16 protein-coding genes are annotated in these 22,250 nt (G+C 33.1%); 8 read left to right on the top strand and 8 right to left on the bottom strand.

The genetic code is table 11. The features are described from left to right. The first annotated feature begins 6 nt into the window (after positions 1-6). Complete coding sequence (locus tag AC13CQ_RS17210) at positions 7-1,575, top strand: hypothetical protein (protein WP_474506545.1); 1,569 nt, start codon at positions 7-9, stop codon at positions 1,573-1,575. A 189-nt stretch (positions 1,576-1,764) separates the two neighbouring features. On the opposite strand, the gene AC13CQ_RS17215 is transcribed toward AC13CQ_RS17210, so the two are convergent. Continuing rightward, positions 1,765-3,645 (bottom strand): hypothetical protein, encoded by a 1,881-nt coding sequence (locus AC13CQ_RS17215; RefSeq protein WP_337901700.1) that lies wholly within the window; start codon positions 3,643-3,645, stop codon positions 1,765-1,767. Between the two features lie 338 nt (positions 3,646-3,983). On the opposite strand from AC13CQ_RS17215, the gene AC13CQ_RS17220 reads away from it, so the two are divergent. Next, the gene (locus tag AC13CQ_RS17220; RefSeq protein ID WP_456868209.1) at positions 3,984-4,850 is read left to right on the top strand and encodes a hypothetical protein; all 867 of its coding nucleotides are present in this window, start codon (positions 3,984-3,986) and stop codon (positions 4,848-4,850) included. Between the two features lie 60 nt (positions 4,851-4,910). On the opposite strand, the gene AC13CQ_RS17225 is transcribed toward AC13CQ_RS17220, so the two are convergent. The 5 genes from AC13CQ_RS17225 to AC13CQ_RS17245 all read right to left on the bottom strand — a co-directional run bounded on the left by AC13CQ_RS17225 (position 4,911) and on the right by AC13CQ_RS17245 (position 10,967). Further along, positions 4,911-5,333: a hypothetical protein gene (locus AC13CQ_RS17225; RefSeq protein ID WP_474506544.1), complete on the bottom strand. Its 423-nt coding sequence runs from the start codon at positions 5,331-5,333 to the stop codon at positions 4,911-4,913. A gap of 39 nt (positions 5,334-5,372) precedes the next feature. Continuing rightward, positions 5,373-6,632 (bottom strand): PepSY-associated TM helix domain-containing protein, encoded by a 1,260-nt coding sequence (locus AC13CQ_RS17230; protein WP_482882974.1) that lies wholly within the window; start codon positions 6,630-6,632, stop codon positions 5,373-5,375. A 5-nt stretch (positions 6,633-6,637) separates the two neighbouring features. After that, a complete protein-coding gene (locus tag AC13CQ_RS17235; protein WP_474506542.1) occupies positions 6,638-8,974 on the bottom strand; it encodes a TonB-dependent receptor in 2,337 nt (778 codons plus the stop codon). Positions 8,975-8,988: 14 nt separating this feature from the next. Next, positions 8,989-9,999, bottom strand: coding sequence for a transporter (locus AC13CQ_RS17240; protein ID WP_474506541.1), 1,011 nt, complete (start codon positions 9,997-9,999; stop codon positions 8,989-8,991). Positions 10,000-10,595: 596 nt separating this feature from the next. Then, positions 10,596-10,967: a hypothetical protein gene (locus AC13CQ_RS17245; protein ID WP_008611962.1), complete on the bottom strand. Its 372-nt coding sequence runs from the start codon at positions 10,965-10,967 to the stop codon at positions 10,596-10,598. Between the two features lie 95 nt (positions 10,968-11,062). Between AC13CQ_RS17245 and AC13CQ_RS17250 the strand changes: the two genes are divergently transcribed. Further along, on the top strand, positions 11,063-11,959 hold the full coding sequence (locus tag AC13CQ_RS17250) for a DMT family transporter (protein ID WP_474507641.1): 897 nt from the start codon (positions 11,063-11,065) through the stop codon (positions 11,957-11,959). A gap of 61 nt (positions 11,960-12,020) precedes the next feature. Here the strand turns inward: AC13CQ_RS17250 and AC13CQ_RS17255 are convergent, their stop codons facing one another. Both AC13CQ_RS17255 and AC13CQ_RS17260 read right to left on the bottom strand, forming a co-directional pair. Then, the gene (locus tag AC13CQ_RS17255) at positions 12,021-14,084 is read right to left on the bottom strand and encodes a M16 family metallopeptidase (protein WP_335587674.1); all 2,064 of its coding nucleotides are present in this window, start codon (positions 14,082-14,084) and stop codon (positions 12,021-12,023) included. 9 nt (positions 14,085-14,093) lie between these two features. Beyond that, positions 14,094-15,425 (bottom strand): M16 family metallopeptidase, encoded by a 1,332-nt coding sequence (locus AC13CQ_RS17260; RefSeq protein ID WP_456868215.1) that lies wholly within the window; start codon positions 15,423-15,425, stop codon positions 14,094-14,096. A gap of 189 nt (positions 15,426-15,614) precedes the next feature. On the opposite strand from AC13CQ_RS17260, the gene AC13CQ_RS17265 reads away from it, so the two are divergent. The 5 genes from AC13CQ_RS17265 (at position 15,615) to AC13CQ_RS17285 (ending at position 21,937) form a co-directional block, all read left to right on the top strand. Continuing rightward, positions 15,615-16,076 (top strand): DUF4199 domain-containing protein, encoded by a 462-nt coding sequence (locus AC13CQ_RS17265; protein ID WP_040879953.1) that lies wholly within the window; start codon positions 15,615-15,617, stop codon positions 16,074-16,076. Positions 16,077-16,173: 97 nt separating this feature from the next. After that, positions 16,174-16,842, top strand: coding sequence for a 50S ribosomal protein L21 (gene rplU / locus AC13CQ_RS17270; protein WP_008611970.1), 669 nt, complete (start codon positions 16,174-16,176; stop codon positions 16,840-16,842). A 68-nt stretch (positions 16,843-16,910) separates the two neighbouring features. Next, on the top strand, positions 16,911-17,171 hold the full coding sequence (gene rpmA / locus AC13CQ_RS17275; RefSeq protein ID WP_008611971.1) for a 50S ribosomal protein L27: 261 nt from the start codon (positions 16,911-16,913) through the stop codon (positions 17,169-17,171). Positions 17,172-17,311: 140 nt separating this feature from the next. Then, positions 17,312-18,898 (top strand): tetratricopeptide repeat protein, encoded by a 1,587-nt coding sequence (locus AC13CQ_RS17280; protein ID WP_335587677.1) that lies wholly within the window; start codon positions 17,312-17,314, stop codon positions 18,896-18,898. 165 nt (positions 18,899-19,063) lie between these two features. Then, positions 19,064-21,937 (top strand): TonB-dependent receptor, encoded by a 2,874-nt coding sequence (locus tag AC13CQ_RS17285; protein WP_335587678.1) that lies wholly within the window; start codon positions 19,064-19,066, stop codon positions 21,935-21,937. The last annotated feature ends 313 nt before the right edge of the window (positions 21,938-22,250 follow it).

A 22,250-nucleotide genomic window follows, 5' to 3' on the forward strand; every position in this document is an offset into this window, starting at 1 on the left:
TATATTATGTTGCGTATACTAATTTTAATAGTATTGATTCTTCCATGGTTTTCATGGTCGCAGGCTGCGGATATCGACAAGGAGTATTTCTCTGTTGCTTATGTGAGATTACCTTCTCATCCTATTTTAAATGAAAACGAACGAACTTATAATGTTTCAAGTACAATAGACGAAACCGTAGGGAATTTAATTTCTGAAACAGCTATTTCTAATGATATCCAAATACAAGGGTTTAGAAGAGAAGAAGTAGCTCCTAAAGTACATGTAAAGTTAAATTTATCGAGTTTTTTAATCGATCCCCAATCGTTTTCTATTGACAGTAAGCTTATAGAGGTAAAAGACGATGATGGGAATGTTGTGCGGTCATATTATGTATACCGTTATTTGTTTAGTTACAAAGTAAGAGGAGGGTATATGGTTGAAAATCCGTTTGAACTTAAAATGGAAAATAACCTAGACAGAGTGGAGAAATACGCTTCAGATTATTTTAACAGTAAACAAGAGGCTTACGCACATTACGATGTAAATAAAGAGGAGATAAAAGAAGAAATACTTTATAATTTTGTGGAGTATGTTAGTTATAGAATAGATGATATAATAAACTCGGCTTTTGGATATAGACCCTATAAAACGAATGCTTATTTATGGATATTAGATTCAAGAAATAATCCGCTTACAGAGCCTCAGAAAACAGAATTTAGCAAGGTAAAAGCGATAATGAGTGGAATAAACCATGAAGCTCCAATTGAAGAAACTAGAGAAGCATTATCTCCAATAGTTGAAGCGTTTGAACAAATGGCTAATCAAATAGAAGGAGATTCTAGAAGAGAGCGAAAGGTAAAATTTGCTTGTTTATATAATTGCGCTATTCTATCATACTATATGGACATCCCTAGTCAAGCCATAAAATATGCTGAAATGATTTTTCCACTTAAGTATAGCGATACAGATGCAGAAGAGTTAATAAATACCGCCAGTGATTTAGATAAAATACTAGCCGCAAATATGGTAGATAGTAGAAGAATGGTAGTTCCAATAGATGAGAAATTTAATGAGGTAGAAGTTGAAGAAGTAAGTAGTTTTGCATATTTGGTTACCGTTGAGAACGATACATTAATCGCAAATATGAATTATCAAGATCTTGCAATGGTAGGAGCAGAAGCAAAGGTATATTTACCCGATGAGAACGGAAATTTAAAGCTAAATATATTTAATGCAGCAGATTTAAAAGAATTAGTTTTTGATGAGAACAACATATATGTTCAGAAGGAATTTATTTCATACAAAAACAACCCTCGGGCTAAGTTGCCAGAAAAATATTTGGTACGAAAAGAATTTGAAACAGAAGAGCTTTCTATGTATGCATTTCTAGACGATGAGGTTGTTTTCTTTATAAAAGATGAAGAGGTAGGTTATTCTAACCGTTCGTATAAATTTTTGATGGGGTTTAAAAATGAGTTAAAAAAGTTTACAGGTTCTTGTTCTAAAGTAAATGAGTTGATAGATAAGAACTATTATAAAAACAATACAGCAAGCTTACGCAGTTTTATAGAAGATGTTGTGTATTGTGAATAGAATAAAAAAAGAGGTCTAAAAAGTAATATATAGTTGTCAAAGGAGCTTGTCGAACTGAGCTTGTCGAAGTTTCAAACAACTAACCCTCAGTAGAATCCTTCGACAAGCTCCTTTTGACATATAAAATTTAGATATTTTTTAGACCTCTTTTACCTTATAAGTACATTGTATTTAAATCGATAGTAGTGTCTATTCAGATTTAAAAACTTTAACCTGATTTTTTACACTATAATAAATATCATCGGTAGCATAATCTACATCGTAAATTGGTCTTAGATTATCAACAGTTATTTTATCTAGTTCTTCTCCTGTTTCTTTATCTACTTTTATTAATAAGCGTTCACCATTTTCTCCTTTAGCAAAAAGAATAGCATATTTGTTTGTTTCTTGTAGGGCATTGTGTCTTTCCTTAGCAAAAAGCATTGCTGCAGCGGTAGCTATATAGCCTGCATCGCCAATTGCTTTAGCTTTATCACCAAAAACTGCCGAAGTAGAACTTCTACTTACTATATTTCCTTCAGAATCTCTGTAGTAAGTATTTGTAGTAGAAGTTGCACCAGCAACAGCAAAGCCAATATTTGCAAGTCCTAGCCCTATATTTTTTAGTACACGACCTGTTTCTCCAGGTTGCTTGTATTGGTTATGAAATATAACTTTTCCACTTTTATCAACTCCAACAACTTCATTTAACCCTGTTATTGTTACATTATTAGGAAAAATTTCTAGACTTGTTAAATCTTTTTCATTTTTAAGTTTTAATTCTGCATAAGGCTCGGGTTTTTCAGTACTGTTTTCATCAAATCGGTAGAGCTCTTCATCGTTGTATATAATAAAGTTTCCAGAGTTTTCATTGTATTCAGCAAATGTTGGTCGCTTTTCGTTCAACTTTAAATTTTTTCTCCATATTTTTTCACCTGTTTTATAATTTACCATATTTGCGTAGGTGGCAGTTATGTATAAAACACGACCGTTTTTAGTTTTTTCAAGAAAATAAATAGGATCCTCTTCATCATCACATATTTTCACATCTTTTTTCCACATTTTCTCACCTTCTTTATTAATAAGCATCATTTCATCATCATACACATACAAGAAATCGGTACCAATGGGAACAACACTCTTAATTCCTTTTCCTTTAGGATCTTTTTTCCATACTTTTTCACCAGTTGTATAATCGTAGAAATTGAATCCTTTCTGATGTGCTAAAAGCATTTTATCTTGCCAATCTTCAAAAAGAACAACATATTTGGTAGTTAGTTTTTTATCCCATATTTGGGTGCCATTTTCTGCATTATACAGCATTACTTCGTTTTTGTTGGAAATTATTCCTTTACTTTCTATAGTTACTACTTTTGCTCCGTCTAATGATCTTTTGAAATCAATAATATCACCAGAGTCTACTTTCCATAATAATTCTCCTGTTTGCTTATCTAGCACGAAGAATTGTTTTTTAATTAAAGAAAAAACTTTATCGTTGGTATAATCCATTTTGTCTAGATCTCCAATTTTATTCATTCCAGCTATTTTACTCATGGTTTGTAACCATTCTGCATAGGTTTCAGAAACAACGGTTTGCCATTCGAACTTTTGTTCTGGAATATTGTATTTAGCAATTATGAGTTCTTTGCCTTTAACACCTCTTAGTAAAAAGGCATTTTCATCAAAAAGATATTCCGCTTGGAAATACTCTGCTTCGCCTTCAGCAGAAAAAAGTATTTGCCCATCATAACTATTAATAACAAAGAGTCTTCCGTCAAAAAATTTCTCAACAAAGGGAGTGGATTCAATAACATTAAACTTGGTATAATCAATCCCTCCAGTAGTTAAAAATTCAGCTGCCATATCGACTCCTGTACGTTGAGGGGCTGGTTTCTCCCAAATAATTTTTTCTTGTTCGGGGTCGTAAGCATATACCTTGGCGCCATCTGAAATTACAGTAATGCCGTTGAAAGGTACAACTAGAAGGTCGTCTACTGTGTTTTCAAAATCTAAAGTTTTAGACGCTTCTCTCTGTGAAAAGCTAAGCTGCGTTGCAAGAAAGCAGCATAACATAAGTACTATTTTTTTCATTTTATTTACATAATTTGATAGCTCTAAATATAGAAAAAAGTAATCATATAAAAGTAAATAGATAATTTTAGTTAGAATATTTTTTATGTGTTTTACGTAAGAGATACTTAGAAGAGGATATTAGAAAGATTATGGGAATAGTTCATTGGAAATAAGATATTCCTTCTCCAAGAATAACTTATTAGTGCTTTCAAATTCTCAAATTATAGCTTGAAAAAATAATTAAGTAGGGTAAATCTTAATGTTTAATCAAAAATTTACTACTTATTGATGTTAAATTATGATTTTATATTTGTAGGAGGTATCTTTATAAAGGTCTAATTATAAATATAATATATATGTCTATCTCAAAAACATATCCGAGATTTCTCCTTACAACACTACTTTTTTTGTCTTTTGTAACAAGCACGCTAACTGCTCAAGATTCTGTGGATATAATCACCATGCTAAATGGAGATATTAAAAAGGGGAAGGTAATAAGTGTAAATTCCGATGCTATAAAGTTTACTTATGTTGGGGAAAGTTTGGAATATGAGATTTCCAAAGAGGAAATAAATCAAATTCAATTTTCCAGTGGTAGGGTAGAAGTTGTGAATGAGCCAAAGCAAGCTTCTAGTTTGATAGCAAATAATTCATCTTCAGGAAGTACTAAAAATAAAGTGGCTGTGTTACCTTTTTCTATTGTATCTAATGATGATGCCATAAAACCTGATGTTTTTGGGGTGCAAGTACAAAACGATTGTGCAAATATTTTGCGAGAAGAGAGTGCGTTTGCTGTAACTATTCAAGACCCAATGACTACAAATGCATTATTGGCTAAAAAAGGAATTGATGCAACGGCTATAGCTACACTTCTACCAACTGAATTAGCTTCTATACTTGGAGTGGAATATGTTATGTATGGCGCAACTGAAGTTATAAATGAAGGAACAAGAACTTATGGTAGTGATGTAGTTTCTTACAAGGATAAAGAAAAGGAGAAAGATAGAAAAAATACAGAGAATAAAGGGGTAGCAATAGCTTCATCTAATTCTTCAACAACAATAAGCTACGATGTAAAATTAGATTTAAAAATCTTTAATGATAAAGGGGAAAATATATATGCAGAGTCTAGACATCCTTTTGGATTGGGGATTGATGCGTATCACTCAGGGTTAAAGTATATGATTAAACGTTGCCCTTTTGGTAGTAAGTATAAAAAATAATTAAAAAATGCCTTCAAAACTTAATTTTGAAGGCATTTTATTTGATTAAGATGTCAAAAATTACTTTTCATTTAACAATAACTCAGCATTTTCAATACTGGTATTGATTTCTTGTTTTAAGGCTTTTACGTTTTCTTCTTCTTCTTTTAATAATTCCTTTTTTTCTTCGGAGAGTTCTTTTCCGTTAAGGATTTCTTCATGGTCAAAACGTTCTCCAAAACTCTGCATCCAATCCATCATTGATTTATGTGCTGCTTGGAGGTCTTTTTTTGCCGCTTCATATTGCATTCCAGTTTCTGTGGAATCTACTTTTACATTTAACGCGCCAATTAATTTAGTTATGGTATTCATTTTAGGCATCAAACTATCGTGTACAGCCATTACCATTTCCATTTTAGAAGGCTCTGAACTTTGTTTTTTCTCTTGCTTGCAACCAATTACGCTAAATGAGATTGCTAAAATTATTAATAGTAATTTTTTCATTTTTAATGATTTTTTATTTTCAATAGACTTTCAAATATTCTATAGTTGGGTTTGTAGTTTTTTCTTGTTAAAACTTCCAATAAGAGCAAAAATACAGATTAATATAACACTTAATCCAAATAGAGGGAGTAGAATACAAAGAATTCCAACCAGAATAACAACACCATAACTTGCTTTAAAAGATGCTGGAACTTTTGGAATTCCCCAATCTCCTTTGCGTTTTCGTAAAGCATAGGAGATTAATGCGGAAAGACTCATTAGGAATAAAACTGCCCCTGCAAAAATCATTAAAATCCAATTCCACTTTCCAAATTGCCCTTGATGAAAAGCCATCAACCACATTCTGCCGCGCATTAAAATTCCAACATCTTCCCAATTGTGTTGCAATACTTGTGCTCCAGTATGCGGATTAAAATGAATCATTTTTTGGTCATTTTGATTTGCATAATATGTGTTGGAAACACTGTAAACCCCGTTTTTCCCTTTTGGAAAACTTATTTTTACCTCCCCAGGAAGGTTTAGCAGTTTTGCTTTTACTACCATTTCATCTAAGGAAATTATAGGAGCGTTTTCAGGGTTGTTATTTACACTAAACTTATTCCAAGTGGAAGGGTAACCCGTGTTGGTTTGCTCTTGAACCCATTTAAATCCAGCTCCCCAAATATCTGTCCAAGGTAATCCTCCAGCTAGAATTATTAGGAATAAAATAGACATCCAAAATCCAGTAATAGCATGGGTGTCTCTAAAAAAAGTACGTTTACCTAGATTTGTTCTCGGAATAAAATAACCTTTTATTTTCCAACCACGTTCTGGCCACCAAATAAATAAACCAGTAAGGATTAAAACTACCATCCAGCAGGCAATTAATTCAACTACTTTAGTTCCATATTTCCCCATGAGAAGCTCTCCATGAAGTTTTCTTACTTTATACATAAACGATTTTTGGGGCAATATTTCTCCAGAAACGTCTCCTTTATACGGATTTACAAATAAACTGCTAGCATGTCCAAACATTCCAGAAGTAAATTCGGTTGCTTGAGTTTCTTCAGAAGAAAGAATCATCCCGTTAGGCTTTTTCACCGCATTTTCTTTGGCTATTTCCCATTGCTTTTGGTAAGAAATTACCTTCCCTTGTGCTGCTACTTCTTTTACGGGTTTATAAATGGGAGCTTCGTATTGTGCTTTAAATAGATATATTACTCCAGTAACCGAGAGTAAAAGTATAAATGGAAGCGAAACAAGGCCTGCAATAAAATGCCATTTCCAAAGCCACTTGTTGAGTTTAGTGTTTTTTTTCATCTGTATTAAAATTTATAACGAATTCCTACATGAAAAGCACGCGGATTTCCAATGCTGTAATTATTTTCTTTACTGTATTGGTTAAAAGACGCCCTTGTAGAATAGAGGGTATCGAAAATGTTTAAAGCATGTGCCCAAATTTCAAATTGTTTGAGTTGGTAGCTAGCCCGTAAATTAAAAATATTATGTCCATCATAGGTTGCGGTGCTAAAAGTTCCATCGCCATTATCTATTTGGTTTTCGAAACTAGTATTGTATTTTCCTACCAATTCATATTCTAAACCAAGCATAAAATTTTTAATGAAATTAGGGTGATAATTTATTTGAGTGTTCCCTAAAAGACTAGGAGCCGTTTCTTGGTCGGTGTTAGAGTAATCTATACCCCCTTCGTAAAATTTAATGTAGCGATGCTTTGCAAAACTTCCATTGTGGGTTAAGCTTAATTCTGGAATTGGTTTATAGGTTATTCCATATTCAACTCCGTAAGAGCGTGTTTCTCCAGCATTGGCATTGTAAAATTCATCGTTAGTATCTCGCAAGGTTACTAAGGTGTTTTTTCCGTCTAAAATGTAAAGTGCAGCATCCAGTTTCCATTTTTCAGATACAAAATATCCACCTATTTCATAATTGTCATAGTGGCTAGGCTTTAAGTCAAAAACTTCTCCACCAACACCTACATAACTATTTCTGTATAAAGTAGAAGTCTGCGGGGGTGTAAATCCGTTTGAATAATTAGCATAGACACCAGAACGGTTTGTAAAGTTGTAATTAAAACCAATTTTAGGAGCAAAATTATCATAATTATTTTCTGAATCTTTAGGCCCTGCCTGCCCGTCTAACATATTATTGTAATCATAATCAAAGCGGTCGTAACGTAATGCAGCTGTAATTTTTAAGTTTTCAATAGGGTTAATTTCATACTGAAGAAAACCAGCATAATTAAATATATCGGCATTGTAATTAAGGATGTAATCTCCATTGTTTGAATTATAACCAGTATTAATTCCTGTAGATGGATCCACAAAAACAGTTATAGATTCTGCAACATAAGTCTGCGGAGAATAATCGGCGGTTGCCCCAATAATTAATGATGAGTTTGCAAAATTAAAATCTTTTTTATGCTGAAGTAAACCAACAAAACTATTGTAAGTATTAGAGTTTATTTCTCCAGAACCTTCTCCCGTTAATTGTCCGTTTTGTCTAATTTGACGAATTCGATACGACGGAATTTGATCCATAGTATTGTTTCTGAAAACAAAGTTGAACGAAGTTTTATTTTTTTCATTCCAAACCTTATTTAATGTGGATCTAAAGCGAAAAGCTTTGGCTATCCTTTCAGTAAAAGTTTGATCGCTTTCATAATTTCCTGCTTGATAATCTTCTTCTGTTAAAGAACCAGACATATCTGACCGATAATCTACCATATCAAAAACATTTGTCCATCGAAGCGATGGATCTATTTGATAGACAGTTTTAAAAGTAACCGCAAATTTTTCGTAATCGCTATGTTGTATTGGACCATTATTTCTCTGAATGTATTGTGTGCCGAGGTAGAGTCCTAATTTTTCACTTACATTTTTTGAAGCATCAAAAGAATACTTTGTGAGTCCTAAATCGTTAATTTCAAAACCTAAACTCCCTTGTAATTCTGGAGTAGGTTCTTTGGTGATAAAGTTAAAGCTTCCTCCAATAGCTTCGCTTCCATAGATGCTAGAAGCAGGGCCTTTTAAAATTTCTACTCTTCCAAAAGAAACATCGTTCATTTCCAATAGAGCATTATGGTTAAAAACTGCTGTAGGTCTAATTGGAAGTCCGTCTTCTAAATATAAAAACAAAGATTTTGTCGAGATAGGAGAACGTACAGCCATCATATGTTGTTCGTTGCTCGATGCTTTGGAAGTAGACATATAAATACCTGGCGCTTGATTAACTAATTGCTCAATTCCAAAAGGCTTTGTTTCTTCTATGGTTTTTGCACTAATAACCGAAATAGCACCCGGAACTTCCGAACGCTTTTGTTCTTCACGACTAGCAGAAACTATTATTTCTTCCAAATTCTCGGTGCTTTCTTTGAGAATAATGGTATTAAAATGGTTGTTTAATACGATCCTTCTTGTTTCATACCCCATGTATTTTACAATAACTTTAGGGGCGTTTAGCGTAATGGAAAAATTACCATTTACATCTGTAGAAACTCCTTTATTTTGATTGTTTTCTGATATAATTGTTACTCCATCTAATGGAGTGTTTTGTGAGTCTTTTACTTGCCCTTTAAATGCATTTTGTGCAGTAAGAGTATATCCCATCAAGAAAATGACGGTTGCTATAAATATATTTTTCATTGGTTTACGTTAGCTTATAAAGAATATTGAAGTCCGAAGGTTAATGTTTCTTGATTTTTTAGTTGAATACCATTCATGTTTTGATAGATAGGAAGCGCTGCTTCAAAACCAAAACGTAAATTTTTCAAACTTCCTTTAAAAGCATATAAGTTGAAGCCTATACCTGCTTCTGCATATGTTTTTCCACTGTTTGCAGTGTCTGCTGTTACAACCATCATCGGATTTAAATCTGGATTCTCACCTTCTATTTTTCCGAGAGATGCCCACTTTATACGCCCAGAAAAGCTAAACCATTGGTTAACAGGCATTGCTACCCAGTTATTAATGCTGTATTCGTTTCCTAAGCGGTATTCGTTATCATTTTCTCCAAAACGGAAAACCCCTTTAATTTGTGACCCAAACGATAGGCGCTCCCATTGTTTTAAATAAGTAAGTCCTAAGTTGGTATCAAAAGTGCCGCTTCCAATTTGCATGGGGTAAGGTAGAATTGTTTCGTTTGGAGCAGACATTGGAGTAATGTCTTTTTTGTCTATGCTTCCTGTTGGCAATGAAACACCTACTTGAGCATGTAATTGCTGGCTATTTTTATTGAAAAATGTATACAGAGCCGCAAGTTTAAGGTCTCCAAAACCTGAAGATTCTGTATTAAATTCTCCTCCCATTATGTTGCCTAATGTCATCTCTTGGGCAGTATAATTTGCCATTGCCATTAACGTAATTTTGTTGGACGGCGCATACATAATTCCTAGCATATGCATATTCATAGGCATACTCTTTGGGGTAATCATATATTGTGAAAGTGCATCGCTGTATGGAGCATCGCTACTTCCGCGGTTTAAGTCTTCCATATTCATATACATATACCGGTAGGAAAACATCCATTCTCCTTTAGAGTGAGTGTGGTCTCCCATTATCGATATTGGCGCATGTCCATCTGGTCGTCCAGATGTCCATTTTGTAGCTTCTTCCTGTGCTTGTACTATTGAAATTGCCATGAAGAGCATGGTAGCTATATATTTTTTCATTTTTTTCTTGATACAAATGTGTTATTGTGCTAGTCCTAAAAGTAATTTGTAATTGTCAAGCTGAACTTGTTGAACTGAGCTTGTCGAACTGAGCTTGTCGAACTGAGCTTGTCGAAGTTTCACAACGAGCTTAGGACGATATTTATAGTTTTGATACTTTTTAGACAGACACTTTTTTTTAAATGTTAGTGTGCTGTTTTATACTCCAATAATTATGAAATAACCATTATAAACCTTCTCAACCTTGTTGGAGGAGAGCGCTTTTTGGGTATTCAAAAAAACGTAGTTAAAACAACTGTTTTAAAATCAAACTTGTGATAGAATCAACTACCTCGGGGCAAGCCCACAAGGTATTCAAAGGATACAAATTTAATTAATATCGACGCAGAGCCCTTAGGTAAATTCAGCACAGGCTCTGGGTAATTAGACCCTCTATGAGGGATTAAATATTCGAAAGAGGTGTTTTTTAATAAATTGTTTTTAGTTTGGGAGTTCTCCCTTTTGCGTTAGGGATTGAAGCAAGCTACCGCGTAGCGCGAAAAGCCCGCCCGAAGGGAACGCCCAAATAAAATAATTGTTTCGAATAAATAATATGATTAAGAAAAAATAGGAGGGTGGAAATATTGGTAGCTATTAAGAAAGCTATATTTATTGGTATAATTGTTTGTATTTTTTAAATCTGATGGAGAAAAAGTGGTGTTTTCTAATGTTAAAACGGTAACAAACCCTATTGGATACTCTCTTAAATCTATAGAAGGTAAGTTTTGCTTTTTCTCATTGCGTTGCTCTTCTAACATCTGCATTAAATAACATTTCCCATCACAATGCATTTCGGGTTTGTCTTTATTAATACATAAATACTCGGCAATATAATCTTGATTTACCACATAATCGAATACTGGCAAAACTGGTTTTAGCATGGCCAGCATGTACAATAAAGTAAATAATATTGGGTAAATTCTTAACATCAATGTTATTGATTATGCAATTGCAAAAATATATAAAAAAGCGATAGAATCTACTTTAAAAATCTCAATTTTGCGACTTCAAAAAAATGTGTTGGATGGATACGAATCGGAAAAAATGGATTTATTTAATTGTACTTTCTCTTATTTGGGGAAGTTCCTATATCTTAATTAAGAAGGGATTGGTTGGATTAACACCAATTCAACTTGGAGCGGTACGTGTACTATTTTCTTCTATTTTTTTATTTCTGATTGGTTTTAAGTGGTTGTGGAAAATAGACAAATCAAAATGGAAATGGATTGCAGCCTCTGCAATGAGTGGGACTTTTATTCCTGTATTTTTATTTGCATATGCCGAAACGGAAATTGATAGTAGTATTGCGTCAATATTAAATTCTTTAGTGCCTTTATTTACAATTTTTATTGGGTTTTTGGTGTTTAAGGTTGATTTTACAAAAAATCAAGTAGTTGGTGTGGTTGTGGGATTACTAGGTGCGATTTTACTTATTTTTCAAGGTGCGAATGTGAATCCAGGGCAGAATTACTTTTTTGCACTTTTGGTGGTAATTGCAGCAGTTTGTTATGCTATCAATGCTAATATTGTAAAATCTAAATTGCAAGAAGTTCCTGTAATGGCAATCTCAGTTGGGATTTTTGCGGTTATGATTTTTCCTGCAATTATTGTCTTACTTTTTTCTGGAGTTTTTAAAACGGAAACATTACAGAATGAAGCTTTTCAAACTTCCTTACTTTATATAGCAGTTTTAGCTGTATTTGGGACTGGGATGGCTAAAATTTTATTTAATAAACTCATTCAAATCTCAAATGCTGTTTTTTCAACATCTGTTACTTATTTAATTCCTGTTGTTGGTATTTTTTGGGGAATTTTGGATGGAGAAAAGTGTACATCTATTCATTTATTAGCCTCAGGAATTATTCTTTTAGGAGTTTATATTGTAAATAAGGGGAGAAAAAAAGAAACCCCAAAAACATAATGCTTTTAGGGTTCTTTAACTCGTGAATTGAGATTGTTATAAAAAAATCTTATTGAAATCTCTATTCAAAATCTGCTTCGGTTAATTCAGGATTTATTATTACTTCTGTAAGAGTGCTTTCTACAGTTTGTCCGCCAAGAGCTGCCTTTTTTACGGAAGGGAATTTAATTCCTTCATAGTCTTTATAGTCTAAAAGCAAGGCTTCTTGATTTTGAGTTTGTCCTCCCATATTAATTACCGCTAATTCTTTTACTTTTAGACCACTTTCAGTATCATAAAAATAAAATGCTTGAACGGCTTCTCCAGGAACTTCAACTTTATAAGCATCTTTTCCTTCTACTTTTTCAATTCCAACTACTTTAACAGCGTCATTAGTTAGCAAAGTAAGTTCTGGAAATATTCCAACAGCATTTTTCATATCGTTAACCATTGCTGGAGGAAGTGGAACTTTATTACCGCCTTGTTTCATAAATACTTCCGTTTCGTTTGCCACAACAGCCATCATCGGACTCCCATTCATGTAGGTAGTTTGCGCATATTTATTGGCAGTTCTTTTTTCTTCAGCCTTAATTGTTGCACCATTAAAACTTCCTTCGTAGGTAAATGAGATAGAATTTAAAGCTGAAACTTTATCTTTTCCTCCAATGGCTTCGATGTATTTATTTAAAACACTTTCTGCAGTTACATCTTTTGGAATAGCAACATTATAATTTGGCTTTTCAATTTTATTAGCCTCTTTGTCATAATAAGTAACAGGGTAATTTAAAGCTTCTAATTTGTCTGCTACCTCATTACCTTTTCCTGTAACTACAATACGAGCATTGTCTGCTTTAAAATATTTGTTGGCCACTCTTTGTACATCTTCAACAGTTACTGCATTAATTTTTTCAAGATAGTTTACATAGAAATCATCTGGTAAATTTCTAGTTTTAATATTTAGGGCATATCTAGCAATAGTTCTTGGGTTTTCTAATGCAATTACAAAATCTCCAACATATTTAGCCTTAGCATTAACCAAATCTTCCGCACTAACAGGTTCAGTTCTAATACGTTTTATTTCTTTCATAAACTCAACAACTGCACTATCTGTAACCGCATTTCTTACACTTGTAGAAGCAGAAAAATTTGATGCATTGTATTCGTCTGTATCTAAATAAGACCTAGCTCCGTATGTATAGCCATGAGCTTCGCGTAAATTCATATTAAGGTAACTGTTAAAGCTTCCTCCAAAAATATGATTTGCAATAAGTGCTGCATGGTAATCTTTGTCAGACATTTTAAGGTCGATCATATTTCGAACTTTAATTTCCGACTGCACAGCGTTAGGCATGTCTATAAAATCTATTTGAGTATACTGCACGTTTCTTGGAGCTCCGTAAGTTACTCCAGGAGCACTGTCTTTTTTCCAAGAAGAAAAGTTGTCTCTTACTAATTTCTCAACTTCCAAAGGTTTAACATCTCCAACAATAACTAAATAAGCTTTCTCTGGTTTGAAGTAGGTATTGTAAAAATTAGTAGCATCTTCTAAGCTTACATTATTAAGTGTTTCTTCTGAAATAAATTCCCCATAAGGGTGGTCCTTTCCATAAGATAAAGCGTTGGTAACTCTAGAAGCAATAGAAGAAACATCGTTTTCTGAAGATTTGATACCTTCTTCCAATTGCTTTTTCTTTTTATCAAATTCCTCTTGACTGAAAACAGGATTAAGAGCCCCATCTGCCATTAAAGAAAGTATCTCAGGAAAATATTTAGATAAACAACTAGCATAAGCACTTTGAGATCCAAAATTAATATTGGCGCCTAGAAAATCAATTCTTTCGTTGTACTCATCTTTTCCAATAGATGTAGTTCCGCTTCCCATAATATCACCTGCAAGTTGAGAAACTCCAGCTTTTTTACCTTCTAAAACAGGAGAATTGTCTATTGTTAGTGTTACGGAAACTCTTGGTAATTTATGGTTTTCTACTACCATAACTGTAAGGCCATTTTCTAAAACAAAAGTTTCAGGTTCCTCTAAATTAATAGTAGGTGCTGGTCCTGGAGCAGGTTGTTTTGAGCGATCTATTTGTGCAAAGGTAAAACCTACACAAAATAATAATAGTATCGATAAAATTTTTGTCTTCATAAGGATATTTTATTTTTCTTCTTGAGTAGATTTTGGTAGATACTCAATACGAACACGTTGATTTTTATTTAAATATTTATTGGCAACTCTTTTGATGTCTTCTTTGCTGATATTTCTATAAATTTCAATTTCAGAATTAATCAAGTTTGTATCGCCATAAAGCATATAATATCTAGCTAATGAATTTGCAACCCCAGAAATACTAGCATTGGAGTTTACAAAATCGTTTTCCATTTTATTCTGAAGCTTGGTATAATCGTTATCAGAAATTAAAGAAGTTTGTAGCTTTTTTATTTCTTCGTCTATTTCAGTTTCAAGCTTTGAAAGCGGAACATCTCCTAATGGAAGCGCAAAAATATTATACATACTATAATCTTCTTGAGATCTATTAAAAGCAAATACTTGTAAAGCTGTTTTGTTTTCATCTACCATTTTTTTGTAGAGTTTAGAGGTTTTTCCGTCACTCAAATAGGTGGAAATCATGTTAAGAACATAGGCATCTTTGTCTTTCATTGAAGGTGTTCTATAGGAAAGTGCTAATGCAGGAATTTGAATGTTGCTATCATATTCCGTAGCTGTAATTTCTTGAGTAATAGGGTCTTCTTTAGGATGATTTCTAACGATAGCTGCTCCTTCTGGAATAGGACCGAAATAGTCCTTAATCATTTTTTGAGTCTGCTCAATATTAATATCTCCAGCAACCACTAAAACAGCATTGTTTGGAACATAGAATTTTTTATTAAACTCTTGGAATTCTTCTAATGTAGCGGCATCTAAATGATTCATAGACCCAATAACACTCCATCTGTAGGGGTGTTTGGTAAATAGATGCGGCTGGATAGCCGTACCGTAGCTAAGTCCGCCATAAGGAGCGTTGTCTACACGCTGTCTCTTCTCTTCTTTAACTACCTCATTTTGCGTTTCTACCCCTATTTCGTTTATAATTGGATGCATTAATCGTTCAGATTCCATCCAAAGTCCTAATTCTACTTTGTTAGAAGGGAAAACTTCATAATAGTAAGTTCTATCTGCCGTTGTATTTGCATTGTTGCTTCCGCCGTTAGAGCTCACTATTTTAAACCATTCGCCTCTCCCGATATTTTCGGTTCCTTCAAAAAGTAAATGTTCAAAGAAATGTGCGAAACCAGTACGTTCCGGATTTTCATCTTTAGATCCTACATGATACATAACAGAGGTTGTTACTACAGGAGCTGTGTTGTCTTGATGAAGAATAACATGCATGCCATTGGCAAGATCATATTCTTGGAATTTGATTTCTTGAGCATAGGAAGTAGCGCAAATTGCAGTACCTAATGCTAAAGAGAGTAATTTTTGTTTCATAATGAAAAATTGTTTTAGTAGTTATTTGACAAATTCCATGCGGAAATGTTACAAAATATTTTTTTAAAGTTAGAAAAATACTGATTTTATTCTATAAAAAAAATGGATTGAATGAAAATTAAAAAATCTTTAACTTTCTTAAACTGTTTTTTTTGTAACTTAATTGTCTATAAACCAAATATTAATCACATGGATTCAAATAAGTTGTATTTAAAATATGGTATTTATATAGCAATAGGTCTTATAGCTTATTTTTTAATTATTAAATTAATAGGACTTCAAGAATACATATGGTTACGTTTGTTAAACGGACTTATAGTGGGGTATGGGATTTATTCAGCAATAAAAAAACGCAAATTACTAGAAGGAGATAAGTTTGATTATTTTAAAGGATTCAAATCTGGTTTATATTCAGGATTTGTAGCAACTGTAATTTTTGTGGTTTTTATGGCTATCTATATGTATCATTTAGATCCAGAATTCCCAAATTCTATCATGGATTCTTGGATAGAAGATTACAATCAAGGGCCTGGAATACTGATATTTATCTTGTTTATAGAGGGCTTGGCTTCCAGTGTGGTACTTACCTTAACCTTTATGCAGAAATTTAAACCAAGTTGGAATACAAAAAAAAGTGTGCAAAACGTATAAAAACATTTGTTCTTTAATGATTTAGCAGTATATTTGCACCCGCTTAAATTTTATTTAGGCAAGGTTTATATTAGTTAAATTAATTAATTATTACGCTATGTACGCAATTGTAGAGATAGCAGGGCAGCAATTTAAAGTTGCGAAAGACCAAAAAGTTTTTGTTCATCGTTTGGCTTCTGAAGAAGGAGATAAAGTATCGTTTGATAACGTACTTTTATTAGATAATGATGGCGATGTTACTTTAGGCGCCCCGGCTATAGACGGAGCTTCTGTTGAAGCAAAAGTCGTTAAGCACCTTAAAGGTGATAAAGTTATTGTTTTCAAAAAGAAAAGACGTAAAGGTTACCGTAAGAAAAACGGACACAGACAATCTTTAACGGAAATCGTTATTGAAAGCATCGTAGCAAGTGGAGCTACAAAAAAAGCAGCTCCTAAGAAAAAAGCAGCACCAAAAGCTAAAGAAGAGGCTAAACCTGCAGCAAAAAAAGCTACAACAAAAAAATCTGCTTCTAAAAAAGGAGACGATTTAAAGAAAATTGAAGGAATTGGACCAAAAGCAGCTGAGGCTTTAACAAATGCAGGCGTTGATACGTATGCTAAGTTAGCTAAAAAATCTGCTGATGAAGTTAAAGAAATTTTAACGGAGGCTAGTTCTACTTTAGCTCACTTAGATCCAGGAACATGGGCAGATCAAGCAAAACTTGCTGCTGATGGAAAATGGGACGAGCTACAGAAATGGCAAGACGAATTAAACGGTGGTAAATAATCCATCGAGAGTTTTAAAATAAAGTATAATTTTCTTGAGTTAAATCAAGAGCATTAAAACCGAAAGAAATGGCACACAAAAAAGGTGTTGGTAGTTCTAAGAATGGTAGAGAATCAGAATCGAAACGCTTAGGTGTTAAGATTTTTGGTGGTCAAGCTGCTATCGCTGGGAACATCATCGTAAGACAAAGAGGTACCTCTCACAATCCAGGTGAAAATGTATATATGGGGAAAGACCATACATTACATGCTAAGGTTGATGGTATCGTTAAGTTTCAAAAGAAAAGAGATAACAGATCATACGTTTCAATAGAGCCTTTCGAGGCCTAGTGAGCTCAATCTCTTATGGTACTAAACCCTTTCTAATTTAATTAGAAAGGGTTTTTGTTTTTAATACAACATTTTGTTAACACTAGTTTAATCATTTCAATTTCCTAAAAAAGTACTTTTCAAAATTTTAAAGTACTTTGATGAATCTTTATAAATACTTTTTAGTTTTCTTCTTATGTTGCTCTTGCTTTATACAATCGCAAGAAATTAGTAATGATTCTATCCTTTCTCAAACGGTTGATAGCGTTTTTTTTAAGCTGAAAAAAGAACTCACTCAGGCAATAGATGCAGATAACGATACTATTGTTCTTCAAAAATATATTGAGTTCGCCGATTTTTATAAGAAGTCGGGTGCCGTAAACGAGGCAATAGTTAATTATCAAATAGCAGATACTATATTAAAAGATAAAAAGGACACTTTGAGAGTCTATTTAAAACTTCAAATTGGAGCTGTAAACTTTTCGGTTAAACAATTTGAAATTGCTAAATCTGCTTATAAAGAAGCTCTTGAGATTTCAGAAAAAATAGATTATATAAAAGGAGAAGCTTTAGCGCAAAGTGCTATTGGAAGTTGTTTTGAAAAGCAAGGAAATTATAATAAGGCGCTCTTTCATCAGTATAAAAGTTTACCTCTTTTTGAAAAAATACACGATAATATTGGACTAGCGCTTGTAAATGAGAATATAGGTAGTATTTATGAGGATAAATTGGCTTTTGAAAAAGCATTTAATTATTTCCAGAAAGCACTTGACTATATTGTTTTAACTGATGATGTTGATAGGAAAATTAATATTTTAAACAATTTAGGAGACGCTAAAAGGAAAGATGGAAAATATGAGGAGGCTTTAATTTATACGCTCCAAGCTAAAGAAATGGCTAGTGAAACTTCTAATAAGCATCAACTAGAAAGCGCTTACAAAGACTTGTCTAAGAATTATGCCCTTACTAATAATTATGAAAAAGCATATCTAAATTTAGGGATTTCAGATTCCATTAGAGATGAAATTTTATGGCGGCAAAATGTACAGCAGGTAAATGCATTACAAGCGCTTTATGGAGCAAAAAGTAAGCAAGCTAAAATTGATTTATTAGTAAAAGAGAATCAGGTTAAATCTGCTCATGAAAGTTTGTTGATACTAGTTATTGTTGTGCTCCTTGTGCTAGCTGTTATTTTGTATTTCTATTTTAAGAAACGAAAAGAGAATGCTATTAAACTTCAGCACTATAAACAAAAGGCGCTTCAGGCTGATTTGGAGAAAAAGAAAATAATTGAAGAGAATCTACAAAGGGAAATTCAGTTAAAAACATCCTCATTATCAAAATATAGTCTCCATTTAGCGCATAAAAACAAAACACTTTCTGAGGTTGCACATACCTTGAAAAACTTGAAAGGGAGAAAACAAATGGATATTCAAGGAAAACTTACAGAAGTAGTAGGGGTAATAAATGAAGATTTATCTGAGAAACAAGAGTGGGAACAATTTATGGGGTATTTTGAACAAATACACCCCAGTTTTTTTAAAAAACTAGAAAAAAAGTCTGTAGAGGAATTATCTCCTTCGGAATTAAGACTATGTACACTTTTAAAACTGAATCTTTCTTCTAAAGAAATAGCTTCTATTTTAAGAATAACTCCAGATAGCATTCGGATTGCAAGATATAGATTGCGTAAAAAGTTAACCATAGCTTCTGGAGATAAATTAACCCGTTTTTTACATCAGCTTTAGTGAATATTAAGGCAATTGCTTTTTTTGTTAATTCAATGTTACGTAATCATAAATGTTGCCTTTGTATACTATCTAAATATGCATTTTAATTACATTTTGTTTTCATCAGTTTTACCTCCTAAAGTATTGTTAAATATAGATTTGCATAAAAACAAACCTAATTTTATGAAATCATTTAAATTAATTTTTACAATCTTAATTGTTGCCTTTTTTACGAGCAGTATGAGGGCTCAAAATGGGAATGTTCAAGGAACTATTACCGATGAAAACGGTATTTATGTTCCAGGAGCTACAGTTTTAATACAAGACTTAAATAAAGGAGTAGTTTCCGATATGGATGGTAAGTTTACTTTTATTGCACTTCCTGCCGGAAAGCATCAACTTTTAATTAAATATCTAGGATTTACAGATTATTTTCAGGAAATAGAAGTGCTAGCAGGGCAAACTATTTCCGTAGCTGTAAACCTTAATTCTGAAAGTTTAGAACTTGAGGGAGTGGAAGTATCTGCATATGGATTAAGTGGACAATCTAGAGCCTTAAATACCCAAAAAAATAATACAAATATTACAAATGTGGTTTCTACAGATCAGATTGGTAAATTCCCAGATGCTAATATAGGGGATGCTGTAAAACGTATTCCAGGTATTACCATGCAGGTTGATCAAGGAGAAGCTCGAAATATTATTGTGCGTGGTTTATCACCTCAATTAAACTCTGTAACCTTAAATGGAAGTAGAATTCCTTCAGCAGAGGGAGATAATAGAAACGTGCAAATGGATTTAATCCCTGCAGATATGATTCAAACTGTGGAAGTAAGCAAGGCTGTAACTCCAGATATGGACGGAGATGCTTTGGGAGGGTCTGTAAATTTAATTACTCGTACCGCTCCACAGGGTTTTAGAGTTTCTGCAACTGCTGGATCGGGAATCAATTTTATTACGGATAAAAGAATCCTTAACGGATCTCTGTTAGTAGGAGATAGAACTAAAGATGGAAAATTTGGATGGATGGTTTCTGCTTCTGTAAATGATAACGATTTTGGTTCTGATGATGTGGAAGCAGAATGGAGTAATGAGTTTGAATATAATACAGGAACTCAAGATGCCGATGGGGAGGATATTATTGAAGAAATGGAGGTAAATCCATATGCTACAGATTATGAAGTAAGAACGTATTTGGTACAAAGAATTAGACGTAGTTTCTCTGCTAACCTTGATTATAAGTTAGATGAAAACAATAGTGTGTACTTAAAAACAATGTACAATTGGAGAGACGATCGAGAGAATAGATATGCATATAGCAACGCAATTTTAGATGGAGAGGATATTTCTTCAAACGATTTTACAATTGATAGTAATAACAACTTGGTAAGCTTTCCAGTGGAAGCAAAACGAGAAACAAAAGGAAGTATTCCTGGCGGAAGAAATCAGAATGCGCGTTTAGAAGATCAGAGAATGCAAAACTACAGCATTGGAGGGGATCATTTATTCGGGAAGTTAAAGTTTGATTGGATGACTTCTTATGCAAAGGCTTCTGAGGAACGCCCGCATGAAAGATATATTACGTATGCAAGTGAGTTTGGAATCAACAGAAATTTAGATACTAAAAAGCCTTTATTTACGCCTCAAAATATAGATGATACAGCGCTAAGTAATTATGAGCTTGATGAGCTTACAGAAGAATATCAATATACAGAAGAGGAAGATTTAAATGCTTTTTTAAACTTTGAATTACCAGCAGATTTCTTCGGAAATGGAGACGGAACTATTAAGTTTGGTGCTCGTACTCGTTTAAAAAACAAAAATAGAGATAATAACTTTTTCGAGTATTCTCCACTAGGTTCTCAATATGACACTATGGATATGGTTGGAACTAAAGACTATACAGATCCAGACTACCTTGCTGGAAGTCAATACCAAGCAGGATATTTTGTAACTCCAGAATTTTTAGGGGACCTAAATCTTAACGATGGGAGTCAGTTTGAAGGGGAATCTGTTCCAGATGAATTTTTAAGAGCTAACTTTGATGTTGATGAGGATGTGTATGCTGGATATGTAATGACTACACAGCAATTAACAAATAAGTTAAGTGTTTTGGCGGGACTTCGTGTGGAAAACACTAGAGTTACTGCAACAGGAAACAGCATTATGGATGAAGAAGACTTAATTGGTCAGATTACAGAAAAAAGCTCTTATACAAATGTGCTTCCAGGAGTTCACTTTAAATATAATTTTACAGATAAAACTATTTTACGTTTAGCTTGGACAAATACCTTGGCTAGACCAAATTATGTAGATCTTGTTCCGTATGTAGATGTAATTTCTGAAGACGAAGAAATTGTTTTAGGAAATGCCGATTTGGATCCAACAACTTCAATGAACTTTGATTTAATGGCAGAGCATTATTTCCAATCTGTTGGGATTTTGTCTGGAGGGGTATTTTATAAGGATATAGATAAGTTTATTTATACATCTGTAATTGAAGCTACCGATAATACATATGGAGATGGAACTACAGGTTTTGATTTATACCAGCCACAAAATGGAGATAATGCTTCTATTTTTGGTGCAGAACTTTCCATACAAAGGCAATTAGACTTTTTGCCAGGCTTTGCAAAAAACTTCAATATTTATCTTAATTATACGTATTTAGCTTCAGATGCTAAAGGAATTAAAAATGAAGATGGAGATGAGCGAGATGATATCGATTTACCAAACACTGCTCCAAATATGTTCAATGGTTCTTTAGGGTATAATGATAAAAAGCTAAGTATCCGTTTATCTGCTAATTATTCCGATTCTTATATTGATGAAATTGGTGGAAATCCTTTTGAAGATCGTTACTATGATGAGCAGTTTTTCTTAGATTTTAATATTAGTTATGCTATAACAGATAATCTTAGAATTTATGCCGATTTAAATAATATCACCAACCAACCATTGCGTTACTATCAAGGACAAAAAGATAGAACAATGCAAATGGAGTATTATGAGAAGCGATTAACTTTCGGACTTAAATACGATTTGTTTAAAAAATAAGAATTGAACTCATCTTGACTTTTTGCTCAAACACAAAAAATCAAGATGAGTTCATTTATACAATTTTCGGGAGAGAAGCAATCGTATCGATTTTAATTCCAATTCTTCAGATTGCTTCGCCCGTTTTTGTTAAATATAAATCATTAATGTCTGAGTAAATATACAAGACCGTTTCACTGTAAGAGAAAAGAACAAAGACGAAACCTTAACTATTATAAAATGAGTAGTTTAAAGAAAAAACATTACTAACTCCTCTTTTTATTCATTTTTCTTGATAGTAAGGGGACTATTTTTAAAAACCTCTTTTAAACCT

It is taken from the genome of Galbibacter sp. L-19 (assembly GCF_056857615.1).

Coding starts and splice junctions, on each gene's coding strand:
- AC13CQ_RS17235 (WP_474506542.1), bottom strand. CDS start 8,974: ATGAAAAATATATTTATAGCAACCGTCATTTTCTTGATGGGATATACT.
- AC13CQ_RS17240 (WP_474506541.1), bottom strand. CDS start 9,999: ATGAAAAAATATATAGCTACCATGCTCTTCATGGCAATTTCAATAGTA.
- AC13CQ_RS17255 (WP_335587674.1), bottom strand. CDS start 14,084: ATGAAGACAAAAATTTTATCGATACTATTATTATTTTGTGTAGGTTTT.
- AC13CQ_RS17225 (WP_474506544.1), bottom strand. CDS start 5,333: ATGAAAAAATTACTATTAATAATTTTAGCAATCTCATTTAGCGTAATT.
- AC13CQ_RS17215 (WP_337901700.1), bottom strand. CDS start 3,645: ATGAAAAAAATAGTACTTATGTTATGCTGCTTTCTTGCAACGCAGCTT.
- AC13CQ_RS17230 (WP_482882974.1), bottom strand. CDS start 6,632: ATGAAAAAAAACACTAAACTCAACAAGTGGCTTTGGAAATGGCATTTT.
- AC13CQ_RS17260 (WP_456868215.1), bottom strand. CDS start 15,425: ATGAAACAAAAATTACTCTCTTTAGCATTAGGTACTGCAATTTGCGCT.
- AC13CQ_RS17280 (WP_335587677.1), top strand. CDS start 17,312: ATGAATCTTTATAAATACTTTTTAGTTTTCTTCTTATGTTGCTCTTGC.
- AC13CQ_RS17245 (WP_008611962.1), bottom strand. CDS start 10,967: ATGTTAAGAATTTACCCAATATTATTTACTTTATTGTACATGCTGGCC.
- AC13CQ_RS17220 (WP_456868209.1), top strand. CDS start 3,984: ATGTCTATCTCAAAAACATATCCGAGATTTCTCCTTACAACACTACTT.
- rplU (WP_008611970.1), top strand. CDS start 16,174: ATGTACGCAATTGTAGAGATAGCAGGGCAGCAATTTAAAGTTGCGAAA.
- AC13CQ_RS17250 (WP_474507641.1), top strand. CDS start 11,063: ATGGATACGAATCGGAAAAAATGGATTTATTTAATTGTACTTTCTCTT.
- rpmA (WP_008611971.1), top strand. CDS start 16,911: ATGGCACACAAAAAAGGTGTTGGTAGTTCTAAGAATGGTAGAGAATCA.
- AC13CQ_RS17210 (WP_474506545.1), top strand. CDS start 7: ATGTTGCGTATACTAATTTTAATAGTATTGATTCTTCCATGGTTTTCA.
- AC13CQ_RS17285 (WP_335587678.1), top strand. CDS start 19,064: ATGAAATCATTTAAATTAATTTTTACAATCTTAATTGTTGCCTTTTTT.
- AC13CQ_RS17265 (WP_040879953.1), top strand. CDS start 15,615: ATGGATTCAAATAAGTTGTATTTAAAATATGGTATTTATATAGCAATA.